We start from the raw sequence: 23,011 nt of genomic DNA, 5'->3' as shown, positions 1-23,011 counted from the left end.
AAGATATGCAATACATCACGCGCCCAAGGGTGTGCGCGATGAACCATTCAGCCCGGTGCCCAAGAACCTTGCGGTGCCCAATGACCATACGAGATGGAAGAGGCGTTAGACAGTGCCAAACCAGCCAGAACATACTGTGCCTGAAGAATTTGCGGGCAACGAGTGGCTCGTTGAAGAACTCTTTGAGAAGTTTGAGGCAGACCGCAGTGCGGTCGATCAGAAGTGGTGGCCCCTCTTCGAACAGTGGGTAGGCAAAGGTGCCCCCACAGCTAATGCAACTCCCGCCAAGGCACCGGTCACCCAGCAGGCAACTTCGCCCCAGCGCTCTACTCAACAACCTGCAGCTCCCCAGCCCGCCGCGACTAGTCCTGCGCCCGCTGTTTCATCACCCCAGGTAACCACCCCAGCTCCTCAGAAAGAAGAACCTGTGAGCACTGCACCCGAAGAAGACCAGATTGTCACCCTCCGTGGCCCTGCCAAAGCAGTTGCCACCAACATGGATCAGTCTCTGAGCGTTCCCACCGCCACCACCGTGCGCGCGGTACCCGCTAAGCTGCTCATCGATAACCGCACAGAGATTAACAGCTACCTGGCTCGCACTCGCGGCGGTAAGGTCTCCTTCACTCACATCATTGGCTACGCCATCATTCGCGCACTGGCAAACTTCCCCTCCATGAACGTGAGCTACGGTGAGGACGCCAAGGGTAAGCCCGCCGCTATTCAGCACGCCCACGTCAATTTTGGTCTGGCTATCGATCTACCTCGCCCTGACGGCTCCCGCAACCTGGTAGTGCCTAATATCAAGGGTGCAGAGTCGCTGTCGTTCTCCGAGTTCTGGCATGCCTACAACGACATCGTTCAGCGCGGCCGTGAAGGCAAGCTCGGTGTAGAGGATTTCCAGGGAACCACCGTCTCACTGACCAACCCCGGCGGCATCGGGACCGTTCACTCCGTGCCGCGCCTCTCCAAGGGGCAGGCTGCTATTATCGGTGCCGGTGCCCTTGACTACCCGGCCGAGTACCGTGGCACCTCCGATAAGGTCATTGCCCGCAACGGTGTCTCCAAGATCCTGACCCTGACCTCCACCTATGACCACCGCGTTATCCAGGGTGCCGGTTCTGGTGAGTTCCTCAAGCTGGTGGAGCACTACCTGTTAGGTGGCGACAACTTCTACGACCAGATTTTTGAGGACCTGCGCATCCCCTTTGAGCCCGTCCGCTGGGCCCGCGATAACCAGGTTAACCCCGAGGCTGAGGTCTCCAAGGTCGCGCGCATTCAGCAGCTCATTCACGCTTTCCGTGTACGCGGTCATCTGATTGCCCAGACCAACCCCATCGGCTACCAGATGCTCTCCCACCCGGACCTGCGGCTGGAAAACTACGGGCTCACCCTCTGGGATCTTGACCGCCACTGGCCCACCGGCGGGTTTGGCGACAAGGAATCCTTGCCCCTGCGCACCATTCTGGAACTCCTGCGCGAAGCCTACACCCGTACCCTGGGCGTGGAATACATGCACATTGAGAACCCCCAAGAGCGCCAGTGGTTCCAGGACCGCCTCGAACACGGCTACACAAAGCCTTCCCGTGACGAACAGTTCCGCGTCCTGGGTACTCTGAACGCCGCTGAGGCTTTTGAAACCTTCTTGCAGACCAAGTACCTGGGCCAGAAGCGCTTCTCCCTAGAAGGCGGCGAGTCGCTGATTCCGCTCCTGGACTCGGTCATTTCCGAAGCTGCCGACGCCGGACTTTCGGGCGTTGGCATCGGCATGGCCCACCGTGGCCGCCTGAACGTACTGACCAACATTGCCGGCAAGTCCTACGCACAGATTTTCCGTGAATTTGAGGGCCAGCTTGACCCGCGCCTCACCGGCGGTTCTGGTGACGTTAAATACCACCTGGGTACCGAGGGTGTCTTCACTTCCCACAACGGCAACCAGACCCAGGTCTACCTGGCCGCTAACCCCTCTCACCTTGAAGCGGTCAACACCGTACTTGAGGGAATCGTCCGCGCTAAGCAGGATACCCTCGCTGACCAGGGCATCATCAACTACCCGGTCCTGCCCATTCTGGTTCACGGCGATGCCGCCTTTGCTGGCCAGGGCATCGTTATGGAAACCCTGCAGATGTCCAAGCTGGAGGGTTACACCACCGGCGGTACCGTCCACATTGTGGTCAATAATCAGGTTGGCTTCACCACTACTCCGCGCGATGGTCGTACCGCTACCTACTCCACCGACGTTGCCCGCATGATTCAGGCACCTATCCTGCATGTCAACGCCGATGACCCCGAGGCCGTTGTACGCGCGGGCTCTATCGCTTTTGCCTACCGCCAGGCCTTTAACAAGGATGTCGTTATCGACCTGGTCTGCTACCGCCGTCGCGGCCACAACGAGGCTGATGATCCCTCAATGACTCAGCCCAAGATGTACCAGCAGATTGAGGAGCTCCCCTCAACCCGCAAGATTTACACCGAGGCGCTGGTAGGTCGTGGCGACATTACCCAGGATGAAGCCGAGCGCGCGCTCAAGGACTATCAGAGCCGCCTGGAGCAGATCTTCACTGAGACTCACGAGGCTCAGTCATCCTCTGCTCCCCTGGTCACTGCCGATGCAGCAGCAGTTTCGAACATTGAGCGCCCTGCCGCCCAGCAGAATGAGGACTCCGTTCGTGTTGCCGGTGAAACCGCTATCTCACCCGAGACCCTGGCCCGTATTGGCCAGGCCTTTGCAGAGGTTCCCCAAGGCTTCACCGTTCACAAGAAGCTCAAGAAGCTCCTGGATCAGCGTGTGAAAATGTCCACCGAGGGCGAGATTAACTGGGGCTTTGGCGAACTTGCTGCCTTTGCCTCCCTGCTCCTTGAAGGCCGCAATGTCCGCCTCACCGGCCAGGATGTCCAGCGTGGCACCTTCGTCCAGCGTCACTCGGTTCTGCACGACTCAAGGACCGACCAAGAGTGGAACCCGCTGGCCCACCTCTCCGAGACCCAGGGCAAGTACGCTATCTACAACTCCCTGCTCTCTGAGTACGGTGTCATGGGCTTTGAATACGGCTACTCCGTGGAAAGCCCCGATTCCCTGGTGCTCTGGGAGGCCCAGTTCGGTGACTTCGCCAACGGCGCCCAGACCATTGTGGACGAGTTCATCTCTTCCGCTGAGCAGAAGTGGGCTCAGCGTTCCTCGCTGGTTCTGCTCCTGCCCCACGGCTTTGAGGGCCAGGGTCCGGACCACTCATCAGCCCGTATGGAGCGCTACCTGCAGCTGTGCGCTGAGAACAATATGACTGTTGCGGTTCCCTCTACCCCGGCATCCTACTTCCACCTGCTACGCCGCCAGGCGCACTCACGCCCCCACAAGCCGATGATTGTGATTACCCCCAAGCAGCTCCTGCGTCTGAAGGCCGCAGCTTCGTCGGTAGAGGACTTCACCACCGGTAGCTTCAAGCCCGTGATTGAGGATCAGGCCAATCTGAGCCCGGCCGAGGTCACCCGCCTGGTCTTTGTCTCCGGCCGCCTCTACTACGACCTCGAGGCTGAGCGAGCTAAGCGCAATGACAGGACCACCGCACTGGTGCGCGTAGAGCAGCTCTACCCGCTCCCTGCCCAGGAGATCAAGGAACAGATTGCGGCCTACCCCAATGCCGAGGTCATCTGGGCTCAGGACGAACCTGCCAACCAGGGCCAGTGGCCCTTCATGGCGGTCAACCTGCTCCCCCAGATTGGCTACAAGATGGCTCTGGTCTCCCGCCCAGCCGCTGCCTCGCCCGCTGCGGGTACCGGCAAGCGCCACCAGCGTGAGCTCGATAACCTCATTTCCGAGGTGTTTGACCGCTAACTCTCTTAGCCCCTGGCTCACCAAGCAGGTGCTCCACCGTTTTTGACAGTGGAGCATCTGTTTTTAGTCCCGGCTGACTGAAAAACAGGCGCTACCGGCCTTGCGAGCGTGCGTTGGCTGGCTCCCAGGGTTTAGACTAAGAAAGAATAAGACAACCGTTGCTGTGGGGCACTTACCCCACGGCCTAGAGAAAGAAGCACGTGGATCAGCGAAAAATTCGGCTTGTAGCCGTTGGCGATGAACTGCTCGCAGGCGTTGGGGACCCCCGCACCCTGGGGTGGTTTGGTCGCGTTATGGCACGCACCCCCCAGAACTCAGCCTCTATCTCGGCCTATAACTTGGCCGCCCCCGGTGAAGGCAGTGAACAGCTCAACTCACGCTGGTTTGAAGAAGCCATCCGCCGTTTTGCCCAGGGTCACGATAACCGTCTGGTGATCGCACCCTCCACTTTTGACATTGACCTGGGTATCACCAGCGCACGTTCACGCCTGAACCTAGCGAACATGGTTGATATGGCTTCTCAGAACAATGTCAAGGTTCTTGTAGTTGGCCCTCCCCCCACCCTGGACTCCGAGCGCAACCGCAAGATTGCTGACCTCTCCGCAGCTTACGCCGATGTGGTTACCCGCCGTAACCACGTCTACGTTGATACCTTCAACCCGCTCCTTCACCACGAGCAGTGGCGCAACGACCTTGCCGCTAACGACGGCCGCCCGGGCCAGTCCGGATACGGCTTGATTGCCTGGCTGGTTCTTCACCGCGGCTGGTACAACTGGCTCCAGATTTCTGAGCCGGTCTAAGCCAACAAACTGGCGTGATATTCAAAGCAGTATTGTGCAATCAGGGCTAAGGTATGCCAAAATGGTGAGAAGTGCCTGTTAACGGGTGCTATCGACCATTTTGTGCTCCGTTATCCTGGCGGACACTCCACCTTGATCAAGGAGGCTCATATGAGCAAGCGCGGTCGCAAGCGTAAGGATCGCCGTAAGGGTGGCGCTAACCACGGTAAGCGCCCCAATTCATAAGGCAATCACCAAGGGCCCTCACTCTTCACAGAGTGAGGGCCCTTTCGTATGTCTGACGCACCTAGGCCTCGGTATGGGCCTGGCTGTGCAGGGTGTCGATGCAGTCCCGGATACGGCTCTTGAGATCCTGGGGCGCCCTTTCGGAGCAGGTTCTTCGCACCGCCTGCCGGATAATACATTCGAGGTCGTATTCCTGAGCACAATATTTGCACTCGGCCAGGTGGGCTTGGAGCTCTTCGAGATCCTGGCAGCTCAGTGGGTCATCCAGGTAGTCGTAAATTCTGGTGAGTCGTTCCTGGCAGGGGTTGGGGGCGCCGTCTGCGCCGTGTGCCGTGGGCATGATGGCTCCTTTCTTAAACCGAGGTCTTGATGCCGCGTTCAGCTGCATAGTCTGTAAGTTTGTCACGTAAAAGTTTGCGCCCACGGTGCAGGCGGGACATGACGGTGCCGATAGGGGTATCCATAATCTCGGAGATTTCTTTGTAGGAAAAACCCTCAACATCTGAGTAGTAGACCGCCATGCGGAAGTCCTCCGGGATTGCTTGGAGGGCTTCTTTGACGTCGCTGTCGGGAAGACGGGCCAGGGCCTCTGATTCTGCGGAGGGCAGGCCACGTGAGTCGTGGGCACCTGCCTGCGCCAGTTGCCAGTCCTCTACCGTATCGGTGTTGGCCTGGTAGGGTTCCCGCTGACGCTTGCGGTAGACATTGATGTAGGTGTTGGTCAGAATCCGGTAAAGCCAGGCTTTGAGGTTGGTGCCGGGCTTGTACTGGTGGAATGCAGCAAAAGCTTTCATGTAGGCTTCCTGCACCAGGTCCTCGGCGTCCTGAGGGTTGCGGGCCATGCGCAGAGCCGCCGCGTAGAGCTGGTCCACGTACTGGAGGGCTTCGCCTTCAAACCTGGCTTTTTGCTCAGCATTCAGCTCGGGGCCTTCCTTCTGGCTTTGCCCGGTGTCTCCTGCGGTTTCCATGGAGCCTGTGGTGGTCATGTCCCTCCCGTATCTGGGGTCTTATCGTCCTACTCTACCTGCCAGTAGCGGGTAACAGTACCCTGGGCGACACAGGGTATAACACTATCTCCTGCCCCTTTTATTCCCGTGAATTTTTTGATTCTTGTCGCCTGCCTCAGGGTGTACCGGCCCCCTGAACCTGTTCGGCTCTGTATGCTGGGAACTGAAAGAATCTATCGCGCTGCGGTGGGACCCCCCTCAAAGGAGAAAATCATGTCTTTGGTTCGTAAAGTTGCTCGCCCCCTCTTGGCTTCTAGCTTTATTGTCTCGGGTGTTGACCGCCTGCGTACCCCAGGTTCATCCAAGCACCTGACCAAGCTAGTCGATGTGGCAGCTAGCATCAGCCCCCAGCTCAAGGCCCTCAAGGGGCAGGAAGAACTGGTCGGTAAGGTTCTGGCGGGTTCTCAGGTTGCCGCTGGTACGCTTTTTGCTCTGGGAAAGTTCCCCCGTTTGGCCGCCACACAGCTTTTCATCACCGGGGCCATCAACTCCTACGTTGAGTACCGTGCCGCTGAGGCCAACACTAAGAACGAAAAAACAGCCCGCCGCAATGTTGCCCTTGCCAACGGCTCCTTGCTGGGTGCTATCGCAATTTCAGCAGTAGACACCAATGGCAACCCTTCACTGGTTTGGCGTGCATCTAAGCTCAGCGACAAGGTGGCCCACAAGTCTTCACGGCTTGCCTCTGAGGTGCAGGATGTAGCCCACGATGCCCAAAAGAAGGTCAGCGATTTGCTGTCTGCCTAAGACTTTAAGGGCGGCCAAAAAACTAGAAAACCCTGCACCAAACGGTGCGGGGTTTTCTTCTACCCCTTCTAGCAACCTAAAATAGGTAGCAGTATGCCCTTATAAGAAAAGGTAGGTAGGTTCTTCGTGGTTGATGTGCCCAGCACAGTGTCAGTAGCAGATGGTGACTGGCACGCCCCCACCGTATCGGTGCAACCAGGCGCTCGAGCCCGCCTTGAGATCCCGGGCTCCAAGTCGCTCACCAACCGCTACCTTGTGCTAGCGGCCCTTGCCGATAGCCCCTCGATTATCCATGCACCCCTGCATTCCCGCGATTCAGCTCTGATGATTGCCGCCCTCAGCGAGCTGGGTGCCCGGTTCGATGAGATTCCAACAGGCAGTCCCTTTGGGCCGGATCTGCGAGTTACTCCCCTGAATTTTTCTCACCCACAGCCTAAGACAGCCTCCATCGATGTGGGCCTAGCGGGTACGGTCATGCGTTTTGTTCCCCCGGTGGCAGCTCTGCTCCCCGGTAGGTTTTCTTTTGACGGTGACCCCCACGCTCGAATTCGACCTATGGGCCCGGTCATCGATGCCCTACGCAGTCTAGGTGCCACCCTTGAGGAGGGCGGAGATAGGGCTCTGCCTTTTACCCTGATTTCAGACGGCAGGCACCAGGTTGCTGAGCTTACCATTGACGCTTCTGAGTCTTCGCAGTTTGTTTCTGCCCTGCTTCTAGCCGCCTGTCGGCTCCCTCAGGGGCTGATTCTGCACCATGAGGGCGGGGCGCTACCCTCCATGCCTCATATTGAGATGACTGTTGAGACTATGCGGGAGCTCGGTATCGCAGTCGAGTTCGATGGAGCCAACACCTGGACGGTAGCACCCGGCGGCTTCCCCGGTTTCGAAGTCACAGTAGAACCCGACCTCTCTAACGCTGGGCCCTTTTTGGCCGCAGCAGTGGTCACCGGCGCGCAGGTCACTATTGCAGGCTGGCCCGAACACACTACCCAGGGCGGTAATCACTGGCTCACTATTCTGCCCCAGCTCGGTGCTCAGGTTGAGCTACATGACGGGAACCTGACTGTCACCGGCCCAGCTGGCGGTGCCGTAGCGGGCCTACCCGGTCTTGACCTTGACCTGTCAGAAGCCGGCGAGCTGGCACCTACAGTTGCCGCGCTGATCGCGCTCTCACCGGCCACCAGCGTTCTCAGAGGTATTGCTCACCTGCGGGGGCACGAAACTGACCGGCTGGCGGCCCTTACCGCTGAAATCAACCGTTTGGGAGGCCAAGCGGAAGAAACAGAGGACGGCATCAAAGTTACAGCTCCGGTTCAGCACGGCGGGTTCTTCCTGACCTACGCCGACCACCGCATGGCAACAGCCGCCGCCATTATCGGCCTGCACCTTCCCCAGGTCATCGTGCAGGAGGTTGAAACCACTGCTAAAACCCTGCCCGGTTTCACCGGTCTGTGGATGAACATGCTGGATCAGTTCAAGGCTGGTGACCGCTAATGCGCCGCACCTGGGATGAAAGCGACGTGCGGGTTCGCCCCAATAAGAAGGGTTCCCGCCCACGCACCAAGGACCGCCCCTCCTATGCTGATGCTCACATCGGTCGTATCGTTACTGTTGACCGTGGCCGCTACACAGCGGTACTCGATGAGGGCCTCTCAACAGAGCGCCGGGTAACAGCCGTCCGTGCCCGGGAACTGCGCCGCTGCCCCATTGTGGTGGGCGATCGGGTTGCGCTGGTGGGTGACACCAGCGGTAAGCCTGATACGCTAGCCCGCCTGGTCCGTATTGAAGAGCGCACGAACCTGTTGCGCCGTAGCGCCGATGACACCGACCCCATCGAGCGGGCCGTTGTTGCCAACGCCGACAAGCTGGTTATTGTGGTGGCCGCAGAAAACCCCGAGCCCCGCACCGGCTTCATTGACCGTTCCTTGGTCGCTGCCTTTGATGCCGGCCTTGACCCGGTTCTCTGTATTACCAAGACCGACCTGAAATACCCCCAGCGTCTGCTGGACTACTATAAAGACGTTGAGCTCACCCTTGTGCTTTCTAAGGCCCGGGACGGTCGAGCCCCCAGCGAAGAGGGCTCCGAGGGCCTTGATCTGTCCCTGATCGACCAGCTCAGTGACCTTCTCACCGGGTCAGTCTCGGTCCTCCTTGGCCATTCCGGTGTCGGCAAGTCCACTTTGGTCAATGCGCTCACCGGCGCCGAGAGAGCCACCGGCCACGTCAACTCTGTCACCGGGCGCGGCAGGCACACCTCATCGTCCGCCCTGGCACTGCAACCCAAAGACAAGCAGGCCGGAACCTGGATTATTGACACCCCCGGCATCCGTTCCTTTGGCCTAGCCCATGTTGAGCCAGAAACCCTGGTTGCTTCTTTTAGCGACCTAGCCCCCGGCTCAGCCAACTGCCCCAAAGGGTGCACCCACGCTTCTGCAAGCCCCAACTGTGGAATCCAGGCCTACGTTGAAGCAGGCCTAGCAGGTGCCGCAGGTGCAGAGCGTTTAGAATCCCTCCGCAAACTTCTTCGCGTCGATGAAGAAACCGGTGACTCCGAAAAAGAACTTGGCGTCGTAGCCTCCTAGCGACCACACACTCAAGGGTAAAGACACATGACCAACTACAACGATGACCTCCGTCTAGCTCACATCATGGCTGACTCCGTTGACCGGCTCACGCTGGCTCGTTTCAACGCGCAGGATTTCACCGTAGAGACCAAACCCGATCTCACCCCTGTCACCGAGGTAGACCGCGAAGCTGAACAGCATATCCGCTCCCAGCTCTCCCGCGTCCGCACCCGCGACTCCGTTCTGGGCGAGGAATTCGGGGAGACAGGTTCTTCCCCACGCCAGTGGGTGATTGACCCCATCGACGGCACCAAAAACTATGTGCGTGGTGTACCGGTATGGGCCACCCTCATTGCCCTGCTCGATCACGGTCAGCCCGTTGTTGGCGTGGTTTCTGCCCCCGCCCTACAAAGGCGCTGGTGGGCAGCTCTAGGCACCGGTGCCTATACCGGACGTTCCTTGGCTAAGGCCACCCGCATATCGGTTTCATCGGTGAGGTCTCTGAACGATGCTTCACTTTCCTACTCATCTCTTAGTGGCTGGAAGGAACTGGGCATCCGAGATCAGTTCATTGATATGACCGATAGGGTCTGGCGAACCCGTGCCTACGGCGACTTCTGGTCCTACATGATGGTGGCAGAGGGTGCTGTCGATGTAGCCGCCGAACCGGAGCTTGGCCTCTACGACATGGCGGCCCTGGTCCCAATCGTCACCGAAGCTGGCGGTAAGTTTACCTCCCTGGCCGGTGAGGACGGCCCCCACGGCGGCAACGCCCTGGCAACCAACGGGCATCTGCATCGATCCGCGCTGGAGTACCTGGGCACAGACAAGACGCTCTAGGTGCTGTCTGTCTGCGATATTTATAGACAAGGCCTAGGGGCTCACGCTTGCTGTGGGCATGCATGTGCCTTAACTGAATCTTATGCATTCCCTACTTAAAAAGCCGGCTCCCCGAATATTCGGGGAGCCGGCTTCTTCTAGGGGGCAGGGTTTCTACTTCTTTTTCTTGAGAAGAGAAATCTGCTCGTTGGTCCTGTCCTTGACAGCCTCGGTATGAACCTCGGTCTGGCCGCTCTCGGACGGTGCCGAGTACTGCAAGAACTTAGGCTGAGCAGGAATCTTCAGCTGAATGTTAGTCTGCTGAGTACGTTGCTTGGAAAGATCAATCTGATAGAGCATGGTAACGGTTTCCTCGCGGATAGCGTCCATCATGCCCTGGTACAGGGCGTAGCCTTCACGCTGGTACTCCACCAGGGGGTCCCGCTGAGCCATAGCTCGCAGGCCGATGCCCTCCTTGAGATAGTCCATCTCGTAGAGGTGCTCAGGCCAGCGCTTACCGATAACAGAGAGCACAACACGGCGTTCAATTTCGCGCATGGCATCTTGCCCCACTGACTCTTCGCGTTCCTTGTACTGGAGCTCAGCATCAGCCAAGATTTCCTTGACGATCTGATTACGGGTGACCTTGGTGCGGTCCCCCGCTTCTTCGTCTAGGTCCTCGGGTGTAATGGTCACGGGGAAGATAGAGCGCAGGGCCTCCCAGAGCTTATCAAAGTCCCAGTCTTCGGCGTGGCCCTCAGCTACCTGAGCGTCAATGGTTGAGGTAATAACCTCAGTACGGAACTTGCTCATCTGCTCTTGCAGATCATCGCCATCAAGAATTTGGGCGCGGTCGGTGTACATGGCCTCACGCTGGCGGTTGAGAACATCGTCGTACTTGAGCACGTTCTTGCGCTGCTCAGCGTTACGGGCCTCGACCTGGCCCTGAGCGTTGGCAATGACACGGGAAACAATTTTGGCTTCTAGCGCGGTGTCATCGGGGGCACCGGCCATCAGGCGGGCGGCAGCCTGACCGTTGAACAGGCGCATCAGGTCATCGGAAAGTGACAGGTAGAAGCGTGACTCACCGGGATCACCCTGACGGCCAGAACGGCCTCGGAGCTGGTTATCGATACGGCGGGACTCGTGGCGCTCGGTGCCCAGGACGTACAGGCCGCCCAGCTCGGTGACCTCATCGTGTTCAGCGGCTGACGCTTCCTCAGCGGCCTTGAGGACCTCGGGCCACTTGGCCTCGTAGTCTTCGGGGTTATCGTTGGGATCCAGGCCCAGACGCTTCATGGTTTCTACGGCCTCGAACTCAGGGTTACCACCGAGCATGATGTCAGTACCACGGCCTGCCATGTTGGTTGCCACGGTCACGGCGCCCTTACGACCAGCCTGAGCCACAATTACCGCTTCACGGGCATTGTTCTTAGCGTTCAGAACCTCATGACGGATACCAGCCTTGGACAGGAGCTTGGAAAGGTACTCAGACTTCTCAACGCTGGTTGTACCGACCAGAACGGGCTGGCCGGACTCGTGGCGGGCCTCAATGTCCTTAACAACGGCGTTGAACTTAGCGATTTCGTTCTTGTAGACCTTATCGGGCTGGTCGATACGCTGAACATCCTTGTTGGTGGGAATCGGCACAACACCCAGCTCGTAGGTGTTCATGAACTCAGCGGCCTCGGTTTCGGCGGTACCGGTCATGCCCGAGAGCTTATCGTACATGCGGAAGTAGTTCTGCAAGGTCACGGTTGCCATGGTCTGGTTCTCAGGCTTAACCTCAACCTCTTCCTTGGCTTCGATTGCCTGGTGAATACCGTCATTGTAGCGGCGGCCAGCAAGGATACGGCCGGTGTGCTCATCAACAATCAGCACCTCACCGTTCATCACAACGTAGTCTTTGTTGCCCTTAAAGAGTTCTTTGGCCTTAATAGCATTGTTGAGGAAGCCGATGAGCGGGGTGTTCTCGGGTTCGTAGAGGTTATCGATACCCAGGTGATCTTCCACCTTGTCGATACCGCTTTCCAGGACGCCCACAGTGCGCTTCTTCTCGTCAACCTCATAGTCCTTGCCGGTTACCAGGGTCCGAGCGATCCGGGCGAACTCACCGTACCAGCGGTTGGCCTCCCCCATTGCGGGGCCGGAGATAATCAGCGGGGTACGGGCCTCGTCAATCAGGATGGAGTCAACCTCATCGACAATGGCAAAGTTATGTCCACGCTGTACCTGCTCGTCCTTGGTCCAGGCCATATTATCGCGCAGGTAGTCAAAGCCGAACTCATTGTTTGTGCCGTAGGTGATGTCAGCTTCGTATTGCTTACGGCGGACCTCGGGGGTCTGGTTAGCCAAAATGACGCCGCATTCCATGCCCAAGAAACGGAAAACACGGCCCATGAGGTTAGCCTGGTACTCCGCCAGATAGTCATTCACCGTAACAATGTGCACACCCTTGCCAGAGAGGGCGTTCAGGTAGGCCGGTGCAGTAGCGACCAGGGTCTTACCTTCACCGGTCTTCATTTCGGCGATATTGCCCAGGTGCAGGGCGGCGCCGCCCATGAGCTGAACGTCGTAGTGCCGCTTGCCCAGCGTGCGCTTTGAGGCTTCACGGACTACTGCGAAGGCCTCGGGCAGCAAGAGATCCAGGGATTCGCCGTCTTCAACACGTTTGCGGAAGGAGTCGGTCTCAGCGCGAAGTTCAGCATCGGTCATAGAGACAAAGCTGTCTTCGAGTGTGTTCACTGCATCGGTGTAAGCACGCAGCTGTTTGAGGACTTTCTTGTCTCCGCTGCGGAGTAGCTTTTCCAAGAGAGATGCCACTGAAGTTTGCTCCTTGTAGATTTGAAATAGTCGTAAGGTGGGTAGGCCCACCATGCTCACTCTATTGTAGTTTAGTCCTTTAGCCCCTCAGACTCTTTCACCTGTGGGCGTGATACAAGCTTTTCTTAAGGTCATTGGGCGCTCCCAGGTAGCCCTGAGAGTAACCAGGGCCCCATACAATGGCTCCCTCCCCATCATTGGGGAGGGAGCCATCATGGGGCGATTCAGAAAAGCTTAGCTCTCGGTATCTTCAAGCAGGATGACACCGTAGGACCAACCCTTACGCCGGTAGACGGCTGCCGGTGCACCTGTTTCGCGGTCAACGAAGAGAAAGAAATCGTGGCCAACCAGCTCCATACGGTCAACAGCTTCTTCTGCTGTCAGATGATCTGCGGGGAAGCTCTTCTTTCTGATTTCGATGGGGGAAGAAACCTCATCGTGCAGGTCATACTCACCAGCGAATGCGGCTTCTTCAACCGGTAGTTCATCGGTGCGAATCTCAGTGAGCGCAACCTCTTCGGTAATGATAGGCATTGAGCCGGTTGCCTCGGCTACAGAAACGGGGTGCTTGCCACCGGCGCGACGGGTCTTGCGACGATCTCGTGCGCGACGTAGGCGCTCAAGGAGCTTGCCGTAGGTTTCGTCAAAGACAGCGAACTTGTCCTGGCCAGTTGATTCTGCACGCAGGATAGGACCACGACCAATAACGGTTATTTCCGCTCGGATTGAGGCCGGGCCGCTTTCGCTTTCCCTGGTGAATTTGACCTCAATATCGGTGACATTATCACCCAAAACTTCAAACTTGGTGATTCTGCTTTCAATGTATTCCTGCAAACGCTGGCCCACTTTGACGTTGCGACCGACGATCTTGAATTCCACAATTCCCTCCATTCTCAGGGGGTGAATACGGGGCCTTGTGACTGCCTCGTATTGGGGAATCTGCCTTGTGGATTCCTTACTGCAACTTTACGCCTATTTGTGTTTCAAGTCATTGCCTTGGGAGCTTGTCGGGCAAATTCAGTCGTATTTTACGGGGCTAAAGTGCTCTAAACCTATCATGTGTCAGCAAGGTCTACACGAGGGACCCGAGCCACGGCGATAGCCCCTTCCACCAGCACCCCGGCCTGGCGCAAGAGACGCTGGGCTTCTGCTAACGATGCGCCCGTAGTGACCACATCATCGACCAGTATGCAGCGGGCACCAGCTAGCTTATATGAACGCCCCAGGCTGTGGAAGAGCGGCTGCCCTAAGCGTAGCTTTCCGTTCATCGCCCGCTGGCGGTCGTACTTACTCAGGGTCTTTTGCGCACCGGTACGATGCCCCACCCCTGGCCTGCACCAGGTAGGGACCGGCTCAAGGACAGGCAGGACCCGTACATCCACTTGCCCTCGCACAGCACGCACCAGAGCCGAGGCAAGAAGAGGTGCAGGGGCATAACCCCGACGGCGGGTTGCGGCTCTACTGGACGGCAGTGGAACCAGGTGCAGAGGGCGGCCGCTAGACCGGCTTCCAGTTCCCGCAAGTAGCGCAAGCAGAGAACGGTTGAGCGCACTCACAAGGTAAGGGGCTAGATCGGTTCTGCCACCGTCTTTGAAAGCCAGAATACAGCGTGCCAGCTCGTACTCATACCGGCCAGCCGTATAAATCGGTAAGCGCGCATAGGCAACAGCGGTGGGCTCAACCGCCAGTGTTGCCAGGCGCAACAATCGGTCACAGAGCGGGCAAAGCGCCCCAGAGCCTTGCATAGTCCTGCCAAAAGCCCAGCAACTAGCGCAGACCCTGGGGAAAAAGAGCTCAGCAGTCTGGCTCAGGTGCCCCAGAAGGCCTTTATCAGCAGGTCTCGTCTCATGTCTTTGGAAGAGGTAATGCACACCCTGAAGTATTCCTGGGTCTATGAAAACCAGCCAGGGGTGTGTACACCGGGAACACCTTTAGCCAGAGTAATTCACTTCACTCAGGCTAGTCTCGATCCTGGTCCAGCTCCTACCGGCAACAATATACAGACCGTTTTCATCAGTCATCGCTACAGCCTGATCAAGCCCGTTACCCGTCACAATACGCACTATTCCCTGAAGCGGATCGTACTGGGTACTATGCCCAGAAAGCGAAACAATTTCGGTTTGAGTGGTTTCGGTATTCCACAGGAAAACCTCTTCATCGGTATGCCATTCAGCGCCCCTTGGATTAATATCCGAGCCAATACGTACCGGGGCCATGAGCTCCTGCGGTGTACCATCAGATGCCCGGCGGATAGCAGAAACCCAAGCGGCGTAGTCATTCCCCCCGACGGAGGTCACCACAAGGGCACGGCTACCGTCACGAGCTATCGCAAGGCTGTGCACGGTTTCCTCCGTTAGCCATGTCTTGACCGTCAGAAGCTCACCATTTTCCTGGCCAGCCGGGTAAGCCCTCACCCTTCCACCTTGCTCACCCAGCCAGAGCCAATTCAGGTGATCAAAACTTGGTTGCAAGATGCCATTCCCCCGGTGAATAGAACCAGACCGGTTTGAATTGGCCAGCCATATCTCGTTGCGACCAGCATTTGTGTAGGCATAAAAGTTGCGGGTGTAGTTCATTGCTGGCTGTGTAATAGCGCCGTAGGCTACGCCCTCGACAATAGTCTGCTGGCTAGCTGTATCGACCAAAGCGCTCCGGCTTACCAGCCGATTGTTCTCAATCCCCACCACGGCTCCTGACACCACAGCATTAATGGTGGGTTCTTTATAGTTCTCGAGTTTCTGGGCAGCTACCACCTGATTATTGATGCTCATCTGAACCGAGGCAACCGTAGCCAGGTTCGACAGAGCCTGAGTGAGCTGAGTCCTTAACCGCTCAGTCTCCAAAGCACTTGCCGTGACCAGAGCATTACCACCAGCGAGCTGAATATCAGCTACCCCGTTTTCCACAGGAACCGAGTTGATGGCCAGGCGAGTTTCCTGCGGCACAGCAGTCACCACCGCGCCCTCAAGGTAGGGGGCCGGTCCCTCTAACAAAACCCGAATGAGCGATGTAGCGATCGTCGAGCGTTCAGCAAACCATCGGATATCGGGCACCGCATAGGTGAAAGTCGGGTCGTAAAAATAGAGAGTAAAAGGATTGAACACCTCACCAAATTCAGTGCGGCTCAGAACCGTTCCGTCAGGCACCGCAGAAATTCGCCATTCCTGCTGCACTTTCTCCAAAGAGAACTCGATTTCGGTATCGGTAAAGGTCGTGTATGAGGTAGCCAGTCCCCTGTTATCAATCTCAGTGCTGGTGGGCACCGCAACCACATAGCTATTCTCCCCGGTCGCCCTGGTTGCAAAGGATGAGTTATAGACCAGGGTCCTGCCATCGGGTCGCCACGACTGTGCCAGGTCTTTAGTCAGATACTGGCGGGCAACACTGTAATCGTCGTTCACACCGGTTCCAGCGTGTAAGAACCCCTCAATAATCTCTGAAGGACTGGCCCCCGGCTGAGGGCCTTGCGGACCGGCAGAGGCACCAGCAGTTGAACCCGTCGCCTGCGGGTCAGCGTAATGGTTGACCTCACCGTCAGTTGGAATCGTAGCGCAGGCGCTTACAGATGCAACTAAGGAACTCAAAGTCATGCTAAGGGCGGTGCGGCGTGAGATCTTAGCCATCGGTGGCCTCCGGTCGGTCGTATTCGTCGATGCTTCCTTCTAGCGGTCGGGCCTCCAGAGCCAAAGGCTCAGGAGCAAGAGGCTCACCGCTCAGCAAGACAGGCGAAGGACCCATCGGTAGGTCCTGGTCAACAGGAATGGTCATGCGGAAGCAGGCGCCCTCTCCCTTGATACCCCAGGCTTCTAGCAGGCCCTGGTGAAGACGTACATCTTCTGCTGCAATGGACAGCCCCAGCCCGGTACCTCCCAGGGTGCGCTTGCGCGAAGTATCCGCACGCCAAAAACGGTTAAAGACTTGCTCGGTTTCCTCGGGGCTCAAACCGATACCGTGGTCACGGACAGCAAGGCCCAGAGTGGTTTCGGTGGCATCCACATACACATCAATAGGTCTGCCCTCTGAGTGCTCTACCGCGTTAAAGAGCAGATTCCGCAGAACACGCTCAATCCGTCGGTGGTCCATATCAACCATGATCTCGGTGTGGTCAGTATGAACTGTGAGTTCGGTATTGGTGCGCATCAGATGCGGTTCAACCGCTTTGAGCACCTCATCAAGCACAGCCATAAAATCCACCGACACGATTTCTAGGGTCTGGGATCCAGCGTCAAAACGCGAAATTTCAAGGAGATCTGCCAGCAGGGAATCGAAGCGGTCCACCTGGTTATAGAGCAACTCGGTAGAACGTTTGTAGAGTGGCTCCATATTCTCACGGTTATCGTGCAACATATCCGCTGCCATGCGAACCGTTGTCAATGGGGTCCGCAGCTCATGGGAAACATCCGACACAAAACGTTGCTGCATGGTCGAAAGCTTTTCCAACCGGGAAATCTGATCCTGCAGGGAGTCAGCCATTCGGTTGAAGGAAAGCCCCAAACGGGCAGTTTCGTTCTGCCCCCGGACCAGAACACGCTGGTCGAGATCCCCCGCAGCCAGTTTCTCCGCTGTAATAGCGGTAGAACTAATGGGTCGAATAACCAAACGGGCAATCATCCACACGATAGTCAAAACTACTACCAGCAAGATACTGAACCCGACCCAGACCACCAAATTGATGTACTGCACGGTAGCCTGAGAAGCCGACAGGTCATAGACCAAGTAGATAGCGTAATCAGGGTTCTGCGGTATAGAGACCTTTGTGCCTACCACCAGCACCGGCGCTGTATGTCCATCATCCCAGGTGGCCTGTGAGGACTGCCAGTAGATACCTGACCCCTCACTCACACTCGTAGCCAGGTCAGCCGGAATGTCTTCCCCCGTCACCTCCTTGCTCTGCGACTGCTCGGTAATAAAACCATCTGTAGGAGCCTTAGGGTCTTTGAGAAGAACCCAATGGCGGTTACTATCAGCGCTGCTGGTCTCCAAGACCGTGATAAAGCGCCTCACATCTCGCTGGATCTCGGTACGGCCAGTTGCATCAGAACCGTTCATGAGGGTCTGCACGCTGCTGAAACCCGCAGCTGACTCTTCAAGAGCCTGGGCCAGATTTCCCCGGAAAAGTGAGTTCGCTATTTGGTGAGAAATAAACGAACCCACAAAGATGAAGGCCACCAGCAGGAGCGAGGCTGAAGCCACCACTGCACGGAACTGTAGCGACTGCTGCCACAACCTGCGAACAGTATGGAGAAGCCTCAAACGGTGTGAACGAGTGGGAGGCTCTACTGACTGCGGTTCAGAGGTAACAGACAAGGAAAGTCACTGCCTAGCGGTGCCCGTCGGAGGCAGCCTTATAGCCCACCCCACGCACAGTAAGAACAATTTCGGGATTCTCCGGGTCACGCTCAATCTTGGCTCGAAGACGCTGAATATGAACGTTCACCAGACGGGAGTCCACAGTCTTTTCGTAGCCCCATACATTGCCCAATAGGGCCTCACGGGTCATAACCTGGCCTGGCTGGCGGGCCAGGTTAGCCAGAAGCTCAAATTCCAGCGGTGTCAGCGGAATACCCTGCCCATCACGGGTCACTGTATGCCCTGCTAGGTCGATGACCAGGTTGCCAATACGCAAGGGTTCATTATGACGCTCCTCGCGGGGGCGCAGGCGGGCACGCACACGCGCCAGCAGTTCAGCTGGCTTAAAAGGCTTAGTCATGTAGTCATCGGCACCAGCCTCAAGACCCTTGACGACGTCCTCGGTGTCGCCCTTGGCGGTCAGCATAATGATAGGAACCTCAGACTCACTACGAATCTGGGTGCACACCTCGATACCGTCCATACCGGGGAGCATAAAATCGAGCAAAATCAGGTCGGGGTGATTGTTGACGAAAGCCTCAAAAGCCCGGTCACCGGAATCGCAGAAGACCGTTTCGTAGCCTTCTTGAGCAAGCACAATACCGACCATCTCTGAGAGGGCGTCATCGTCATCGACTACAAGGATGGTTTCTTTCACGGGTGTTCTCCTGGATAGAGGGGGTGTGATGCAGGCCTTTCCCTAGTGTAACCGGTTTGTCCCCCGGTGAGTGTGAGCTCAGGTTCAGGGGGAGGCTTAGGCTTCCTGGGCAATTTCGGAGAGAGCGCGGGCGGTATCGGTCAGATGCCCCAAAACGGTAGTGGCACGAGCAGGGTCGGTGGTCGCTAAATCACCGCGTTCAGTCAAAATCATCTGATTCAGAAGCGCCTTGTGAAGACCCAAATCACGCCAGGTTTTCCACAGGCTACGGGCCAGATCCCCACTGGCAGTGCGAGTGATTGGATCAGCGGTTTCAAGGTAAAGACCGCCACCGGCTTCAAGCCGCGCGGCAAGCGGCTCCCAGTCAGCTGTCTTACTCCCTGTCATATCGACGACAGGGGTGGCAATAACCCTTTGGACTTCGGGGTCAAGTGCCAACAGATCAGTACGTACAAGGGGCTGAGCTTCCAAGGCCGCTGTAGCCCCGTGAAGCTCGTTCAGAGTAGCAACCAGCTCATGCCGGGGCACGGACCGCAAGGTACGGTAGCCACTCGAGGTAGGGATAGTTCCAGCTGCCACAGGGGTGAGAAGCGGCTCATCAAACTGAATCACTAGCGGCGCGCCAGGAACAGCCTGCCGCAGTTGGCGGGTGAGGTGATCCAGCCCCGCCATCAGCGACTGCGCTAGATCGGTGCGCGCACCTGGATCCGAGATCAGTCGCTCGCCATTGGTGAGGTAGGTGCTAGCGGCCAGGCTCAGTGGCCCCAACAAGCCTATCTTGAGCGGTGAGACCGACAGCCCAGATTCCCTTCCGACCACATCGGCAAGCACATTAATATCCGACTCCAGCAGGCTCCGGGCTGAGCTCCCCTCAGCGGCAAAACCGCTGGTTATCCGCCAGCCACTGGCTGTAGCATCGGCGCTCAACCCCTCAAGTACCGCGATGGTTCTGGCCAGCAGGCTGGCCCGGTAGCCCCTACCGGGCAGGTCAGGCAGATAGCTAATGTGAGGCTCCCCCAACTCCCCTCTGATCCTGGTGACTGCGTCAAAGATGTTCTCCCCTGCCCAGCTACCCAGGCCGCTCGCTCTGACCGTGAGATGTTTCTCGAAAGTGATGGGTGTTTCGCTGTCCTTACGGATTGCGAGCATTTCTGCATCGGTGGGCAGGTAGAGGGCTGGTGCGGCACGATGCACGGACGGTTGACCTTTCTAGGGGTGAGTGGGCTGCTGAATTTCAGTCTCAGCCGCTATCTTTTCATGGTGGCGGATAACTTCGGAGATGATGAAGTTTAGGAACTTTTCTGCAAATTCCGGGTCCAGATCAGCAGCCTCGGCCAGGCCGCGCAAGCGCCTAATCTGGGCTTCTTCCCTCCCAGGGTCCCCTGCCGGCAGGCTATGGGCGGCTTTAAGGTGCCCTACTCGCTGGGTAGCGCGGAAACGCTCTGCCAGGATATGGACCAGGGCAGCGTCCATATTGTCGATAGTCTGGCGCATAGTCAAAAGCTTGTCCAAGACGGCAGGATCAACCCCCTCCATGGATGTTGCTCGGGGATTAAAATCTGCGTGGGCTTGCACGTCATCAGAAGTTTCTCTTGGGCTCATGTCTTTAGTCTAGGGCGCGGGTGGGCCTTGGGTGCAGGAGTGAATCCCATCATTTCACGGTATGGAACGTGAATTTAGGGAGCAGTGATGTCCGCGCGGTCCAGGGAGTAGGCCCGAGCGATAGTGGACTGGCCCAATACCCGGGTGCCCTGGTAGAGCACCATGGTCTGCCCGGGGGCAACGCCGCGAAGCTTATCGTGCAGGCGCACCACGGTCTCTAGGCGCAGGGCACCAGGCTCAGCGGCTTCATCATCGGCAACCCATTCTAGGTGGGCGGTGGAGGGCACCGGATCTGCGTGTGCCCGCACCTGGGCGGTCACTTCAAAAGACCCACTCTGTGCGCCCTCCACAGGGTCAAGGGCCAAAAAGTGTGCGGCTTGTTGGATGGGTAGGCCTGCCCAGGTTTCGCGGATACCGCGAATCTCGTCAATTTCAAGCAGGTCCTTGCCCCCCACGATAACCTCATTAGTTTTGGGGCGGATTTCAAGCACAAAGCGGGGCTTACCGTCTGCAGCAGGGTGACCAATAGCCAGGCCCTTGCGCTGGCCCACGGTAAAGGCCTGAGCACCTCGGTGGGTACCCAGGACTCGCCCCTCGGTGTCCTTAATAGCGCCCTCGGTCATTTCAATGTGCTCTTCGAGCCACTCGCGAGTATCGCCCTCGGGGATAAAACAAATATCGTAGGAGTCCGGCTTCTTGGCCACGGAGAACCCGCGTTCGGCGGCCTCAGCACGCACCAGATCCTTGGAGGGAGTATCGGCCAGGGGGAACCAGGCATGCTTGAGCTGTTCGTGGGTCAGCACACCCAGAACATAGGACTGGTCCTTGGCCCAGGTCGCAGCACGGTGCAGTTCGCGGTTGCCGCCCTCGGTAGTAATGACCTTGGCGTAGTGGCCGGTCACAACGGCATCAAAGCCCAGGGCCACAGCCTTCTCGAGCAGGGCAGCAAACTTAATCTTCTCGTTGCACCGCATGCAGGGGTTGGGGGTCCGCCCCTGTTCATATTCGCTGATGAAGTCATCGACAACATCTTCTTTGAAGCGCTCGGAGAAGTCCCAGACATAGAAGGGGATGCCGAGCTGGTCGCAGACCCGGCGGGCATCCATAGAGTCTTCAATAGTGCAGCAGCCGCGTGAGCCGGTGCGGAGGGTTCCGGGCATACGAGAAAGCGCCAGGTGTACGCCTACCACATCGTGGCCCGCTTCAACAGCGCGCGCGGCGGCTACGGCTGAGTCTACGCCGCCACTCATAGCAGCAAGTATTTTCATGGGGTCATTCCTTATAGGTTGTCAAAAAGTCTTTAGTTCCAGCGCTGGGAGTCAGGGGCCTGGGCGGCCATGCCTGCTTTTTTAGCCTGTTCCCAAGCCGCAGGCAGAGCCCCAAGCAGGGCTTGCACGTCGGCTTCTGAGCTGGTGTGCCCTAAGGTAAACCGCTGGGCCCCCCGTGCAATTCCCTCATCCACTCCCATAGCCAAAAGAACGTGGGAGGGTCGAGGCACACCGGCGTTACAGGCGGAACCTGTCGATGATTCAATACCGGCCATATCGAGCAAGAAGAGCAGAGAGTCGCCCTCACACCCGGGGAAAGTAAAGTGTGCATTTCCCGGGAGCCGGCGGAAAGCACCGTCAGCGATTTGCTCAGAATTTTCGGGTTCGGGGCCGTTGAGGGTGGCTTCGGGAATAGCATGACGCACACCCTCAATAAGCAGGTTCCGCAGATTCGCCAGTCGGCGGCTTTCTTCTGCGCGGTGGTTAGTCACAGACTGAGCGGCCACACCAAAACCTGCGATAGCGGGGGCATCGATGGTACCGGAGCGCACAGAGCGCTCCTGCCCGCCACCGTGAAGCAGAGGAGCCAGGGGCGCAGTGCGGGTAGCAATCAGGGCACCCACACCCATGGGGCCACCAATCTTGTGCCCGGAAATAGCCAGGGTCGTGGCACCGCAAGCCCGGAAGTCAATATCTAGGGCACCAAAAGCCTGGACCGCATCGGTATGGAAAGGAATACCGTGGCTTTCGGCCAGCTGGGCGATCTCAGCAATAGGCTGGACTGCTCCCATCTCGTTGTTAGCCCACATGACCGTGATCAGCGCAACCGTATCGGGGCTCTCCCCCACAGCCTGGGCAACAGCCTCGGGGGTAATGATGCCCTCTGAGTTGGGAGAAATCCACACGGGTTCAGCACCTTCGTGGGTCTCTAGCCACTCCACAGCATCACCTACCGCGTGATGTTCAATCGCCGAGACAATAATCCTGCAGGCGGCTCGGTTAGCCTTGGTCCTCGACCAGTAGAGGCCCTTGACCGCTAGGTTATCGGCTTCGGTCCCGCCCGAGGTAAAAATAACCTCCGCAGAGTCACAGTTGAGGGCACGGGCAACACGATCACGAGCCTGTTCCACTGCCGCACGGGCACGGCGGCCAGCTGAGTGGAGAGATGACGGATTACCGCCTGTGAACATTTGTTCGGTCACCGCTTGTACGGTTTCGGGAAGAACATTGGTAGTGGCGGCGTGGTCCATGTAGACCCGGGGCATAGGCCTGCCTCTCAAAGCGTGGGCGAAAAGTATCAGCCCTCCATCATACTCCCCG

General features: G+C 57.7%; 19 protein-coding genes. 7 read left to right on the top strand and 12 right to left on the bottom strand.

Features of this window, described 5'->3' with window-relative positions:
* The first annotated feature begins 112 nt into the window (after positions 1 to 112).
* The 3 genes from ACN085_RS00440 to ACN085_RS00430 all read left to right on the top strand — a co-directional run bounded on the left by ACN085_RS00440 (position 113) and on the right by ACN085_RS00430 (position 4,854).
* Positions 113 to 3,829 (top strand): multifunctional oxoglutarate decarboxylase/oxoglutarate dehydrogenase thiamine pyrophosphate-binding subunit/dihydrolipoyllysine-residue succinyltransferase subunit, encoded by a 3,717-nt coding sequence (locus ACN085_RS00440; protein ID WP_419110244.1) that lies wholly within the window; start codon positions 113 to 115, stop codon positions 3,827 to 3,829.
* 200 nt (positions 3,830 to 4,029) lie between these two features.
* On the top strand, positions 4,030 to 4,629 hold the full coding sequence (locus ACN085_RS00435) for a GDSL-type esterase/lipase family protein (RefSeq protein WP_419110243.1): 600 nt from the start codon (positions 4,030 to 4,032) through the stop codon (positions 4,627 to 4,629).
* Between the two features lie 150 nt (positions 4,630 to 4,779).
* Positions 4,780 to 4,854 carry a 50S ribosomal protein bL37 gene (locus tag ACN085_RS00430; protein WP_377129465.1) on the top strand — a complete coding sequence of 25 codons (75 nt, stop codon included), beginning with the start codon at positions 4,780 to 4,782 and terminating at the stop codon, positions 4,852 to 4,854.
* A 61-nt stretch (positions 4,855 to 4,915) separates the two neighbouring features.
* Here the strand turns inward: ACN085_RS00430 and rsrA are convergent, their stop codons facing one another.
* Both rsrA and ACN085_RS00420 read right to left on the bottom strand, forming a co-directional pair.
* Entirely contained in the window at positions 4,916 to 5,194 is a 279-nt protein-coding gene (gene rsrA / locus ACN085_RS00425) for a mycothiol system anti-sigma-R factor (protein WP_419100539.1), read from the bottom strand.
* Positions 5,195 to 5,207: 13 nt separating this feature from the next.
* The gene (locus ACN085_RS00420; protein WP_419100591.1) at positions 5,208 to 5,822 is read right to left on the bottom strand and encodes a sigma-70 family RNA polymerase sigma factor; all 615 of its coding nucleotides are present in this window, start codon (positions 5,820 to 5,822) and stop codon (positions 5,208 to 5,210) included.
* A 252-nt stretch (positions 5,823 to 6,074) separates the two neighbouring features.
* On the opposite strand from ACN085_RS00420, the gene ACN085_RS00415 reads away from it, so the two are divergent.
* From ACN085_RS00415 to hisN, 4 genes are all read left to right on the top strand, one after another.
* Positions 6,075 to 6,608: a DoxX family protein gene (locus ACN085_RS00415; RefSeq protein WP_419104601.1), complete on the top strand. Its 534-nt coding sequence runs from the start codon at positions 6,075 to 6,077 to the stop codon at positions 6,606 to 6,608.
* 126 nt (positions 6,609 to 6,734) lie between these two features.
* Complete coding sequence (gene aroA / locus ACN085_RS00410) at positions 6,735 to 8,102, top strand: 3-phosphoshikimate 1-carboxyvinyltransferase (RefSeq protein ID WP_419104602.1); 1,368 nt, start codon at positions 6,735 to 6,737, stop codon at positions 8,100 to 8,102.
* Positions 8,102 to 9,190 (top strand): ribosome small subunit-dependent GTPase A, encoded by a 1,089-nt coding sequence (gene rsgA / locus ACN085_RS00405; protein ID WP_419110242.1) that lies wholly within the window; start codon positions 8,102 to 8,104, stop codon positions 9,188 to 9,190. Before aroA ends, rsgA begins: the two co-directional genes overlap by 1 nt.
* A gap of 27 nt (positions 9,191 to 9,217) precedes the next feature.
* Entirely contained in the window at positions 9,218 to 10,012 is a 795-nt protein-coding gene (hisN, locus tag ACN085_RS00400) for a histidinol-phosphatase (protein ID WP_419100543.1), read from the top strand.
* Positions 10,013 to 10,165: 153 nt separating this feature from the next.
* On the opposite strand, the gene secA is transcribed toward hisN, so the two are convergent.
* The 10 genes from secA to ACN085_RS00350 form a co-directional block, all read right to left on the bottom strand.
* Complete coding sequence (gene secA / locus ACN085_RS00395; protein WP_419110241.1) at positions 10,166 to 12,814, bottom strand: preprotein translocase subunit SecA; 2,649 nt, start codon at positions 12,812 to 12,814, stop codon at positions 10,166 to 10,168.
* Between the two features lie 234 nt (positions 12,815 to 13,048).
* Positions 13,049 to 13,693 carry a ribosome hibernation-promoting factor, HPF/YfiA family gene (gene hpf / locus ACN085_RS00390; RefSeq protein ID WP_419100545.1) on the bottom strand — a complete coding sequence of 215 codons (645 nt, stop codon included), beginning with the start codon at positions 13,691 to 13,693 and terminating at the stop codon, positions 13,049 to 13,051.
* 176 nt (positions 13,694 to 13,869) lie between these two features.
* The gene (locus ACN085_RS00385) at positions 13,870 to 14,559 is read right to left on the bottom strand and encodes a ComF family protein (protein WP_419110240.1); all 690 of its coding nucleotides are present in this window, start codon (positions 14,557 to 14,559) and stop codon (positions 13,870 to 13,872) included.
* A 186-nt stretch (positions 14,560 to 14,745) separates the two neighbouring features.
* Entirely contained in the window at positions 14,746 to 16,437 is a 1,692-nt protein-coding gene (locus ACN085_RS00380) for an LpqB family beta-propeller domain-containing protein (RefSeq protein ID WP_419100547.1), read from the bottom strand.
* Positions 16,430 to 18,121, bottom strand: coding sequence for an MtrAB system histidine kinase MtrB (mtrB, locus tag ACN085_RS00375; RefSeq protein ID WP_419110239.1), 1,692 nt, complete (start codon positions 18,119 to 18,121; stop codon positions 16,430 to 16,432). The genes ACN085_RS00380 and mtrB overlap by 8 nt, the downstream gene beginning before the upstream one ends.
* Positions 18,122 to 18,134: 13 nt before the next feature.
* Entirely contained in the window at positions 18,135 to 18,821 is a 687-nt protein-coding gene (mtrA, locus tag ACN085_RS00370; protein ID WP_419100549.1) for an MtrAB system response regulator MtrA, read from the bottom strand.
* Positions 18,822 to 18,917: 96 nt separating this feature from the next.
* Complete coding sequence (locus ACN085_RS00365) at positions 18,918 to 20,015, bottom strand: hypothetical protein (protein WP_419110238.1); 1,098 nt, start codon at positions 20,013 to 20,015, stop codon at positions 18,918 to 18,920.
* Positions 20,016 to 20,030: 15 nt separating this feature from the next.
* The gene (locus tag ACN085_RS00360) at positions 20,031 to 20,423 is read right to left on the bottom strand and encodes a chorismate mutase (RefSeq protein ID WP_419110237.1); all 393 of its coding nucleotides are present in this window, start codon (positions 20,421 to 20,423) and stop codon (positions 20,031 to 20,033) included.
* A 74-nt stretch (positions 20,424 to 20,497) separates the two neighbouring features.
* On the bottom strand, positions 20,498 to 21,691 hold the full coding sequence (mnmA, locus tag ACN085_RS00355; RefSeq protein ID WP_419110236.1) for a tRNA 2-thiouridine(34) synthase MnmA: 1,194 nt from the start codon (positions 21,689 to 21,691) through the stop codon (positions 20,498 to 20,500).
* 32 nt (positions 21,692 to 21,723) lie between these two features.
* Positions 21,724 to 22,956: a cysteine desulfurase family protein gene (locus ACN085_RS00350; protein ID WP_419104609.1), complete on the bottom strand. Its 1,233-nt coding sequence runs from the start codon at positions 22,954 to 22,956 to the stop codon at positions 21,724 to 21,726.
* Positions 22,957 to 23,011: the final 55 nt, after the last annotated feature.

The organism is Rothia sp. P4278, from assembly GCF_048512945.1.
GTDB lineage: Bacteria > Actinomycetota > Actinomycetes > Actinomycetales > Micrococcaceae > Rothia.
Note: the sequence above shows the minus strand (reverse complement) of the source record. Positions and strands in the feature narration are given on the sequence as shown.

What these genes read in the sequence shown, in the direction of transcription:
- rsrA (WP_419100539.1), bottom strand. Translation starts at nt 5,194, where the DNA reads ATGCCCACGGCACACGGCGCAGACGGCGCCCCCAACCCCTGCCAGGAA.
- ACN085_RS00420 (WP_419100591.1), bottom strand. Translation starts at nt 5,822, where the DNA reads ATGGAAACCGCAGGAGACACCGGGCAAAGCCAGAAGGAAGGCCCCGAG.
- ACN085_RS00415 (WP_419104601.1), top strand. Translation starts at nt 6,075, where the DNA reads ATGTCTTTGGTTCGTAAAGTTGCTCGCCCCCTCTTGGCTTCTAGCTTT.
- rsgA (WP_419110242.1), top strand. Translation starts at nt 8,102, where the DNA reads ATGCGCCGCACCTGGGATGAAAGCGACGTGCGGGTTCGCCCCAATAAG.
- hisN (WP_419100543.1), top strand. Translation starts at nt 9,218, where the DNA reads ATGACCAACTACAACGATGACCTCCGTCTAGCTCACATCATGGCTGAC.
- ACN085_RS00385 (WP_419110240.1), bottom strand. Translation starts at nt 14,559, where the DNA reads ATGCAAGGCTCTGGGGCGCTTTGCCCGCTCTGTGACCGATTGTTGCGC.
- ACN085_RS00380 (WP_419100547.1), bottom strand. Translation starts at nt 16,437, where the DNA reads ATGGCTAAGATCTCACGCCGCACCGCCCTTAGCATGACTTTGAGTTCC.
- ACN085_RS00360 (WP_419110237.1), bottom strand. Translation starts at nt 20,423, where the DNA reads ATGAGCCCAAGAGAAACTTCTGATGACGTGCAAGCCCACGCAGATTTT.
- mnmA (WP_419110236.1), bottom strand. Translation starts at nt 21,691, where the DNA reads ATGAAAATACTTGCTGCTATGAGTGGCGGCGTAGACTCAGCCGTAGCC.
- ACN085_RS00350 (WP_419104609.1), bottom strand. Translation starts at nt 22,956, where the DNA reads ATGCCCCGGGTCTACATGGACCACGCCGCCACTACCAATGTTCTTCCC.